Genomic DNA, 804 nt, shown 5'->3' with positions numbered 1-804 from the left:
GGGGGCGGATGACACCACCAATGCCGTGTCGATTCGCAACTTCTTCAAGCGCGTCACCGGCGTGAACACCACCGAGCGCACGGAAGATGCCACCCTGATTCAGACCCGCCACCGCATCCCGGAAACGCCGCTGACGGAAGATCAGATTCTGATTTTCCAGGTGCCCATCCCCGAGCCGCTGCGCTTTATCGAGCCGCGCGAAACGGAAACCCGCACCATGCACGCCCTCGAAGAGTACGGCGTGATGCAGGTGAAACTGTACGAAGATATCGCCCGCTTTGGCCATATCGCCACCACCTACGCCTACCCGGTGAAGGTGAACGGGCGCTACGTGATGGACCCGTCGCCAATCCCGAAATTCGATAACCCGAAAATGGACATGATGCCCGCGCTGCAACTGTTCGGCGCCGGACGCGAAAAACGCATTTATGCCGTGCCGCCCTACACCGCCGTCGAAAGTCTCGATTTCGACGATCACCCGTTCCGGGTGCAGGAGTGGGACGAGCCGTGTGCCATCTGCGGTTCAAAACACAGCTATCTCGACGAAGTGGTGCTCGACGACACGGGCAAACGCATGTTTGTCTGCTCCGACACCGATTTCTGCCGCCAACAGAGTGAGGCGAACGGCCAATGAAACCGCTGCTTTCGGTGAACAACCTGACCCATTTGTATGCGCCCGGCAAAGGCTTTAGCGACGTGTCGTTTGAGCTGTGGCCTGGTGAAGTGCTGGGGATTGTCGGCGAGTCCGGCTCCGGCAAAACCACCCTGCTCAAGTCCATCTCCGCAGCGCCTGACGCCGAGCAA

The 804-nt window shown here is 59.7% G+C and carries 2 protein-coding genes; both read left to right on the top strand.

Features of this window, described 5'->3' with window-relative positions; all coding sequences use genetic code 11:
- The coding region (locus tag ETG88_RS21745) for an alpha-D-ribose 1-methylphosphonate 5-phosphate C-P-lyase PhnJ (protein WP_129036378.1) at window positions 1–634 on the top strand (634 nt) is incomplete at its 5' end.
- The coding region (locus tag ETG88_RS21740) for an ATP-binding cassette domain-containing protein (protein WP_129036377.1) at window positions 631–804 on the top strand (174 nt) is incomplete at its 3' end. The genes ETG88_RS21745 and ETG88_RS21740, both read left to right, overlap by 4 nt.

Origin of the sequence: Lelliottia nimipressuralis (genome assembly GCF_004115925.1) — a bacterium.
GTDB lineage: Bacteria > Pseudomonadota > Gammaproteobacteria > Enterobacterales > Enterobacteriaceae > Enterobacter > Enterobacter nimipressuralis.
The sequence above is the reverse complement of the archived record's forward strand: the minus strand, read 5'-3'. Positions and strand labels throughout refer to the sequence as shown.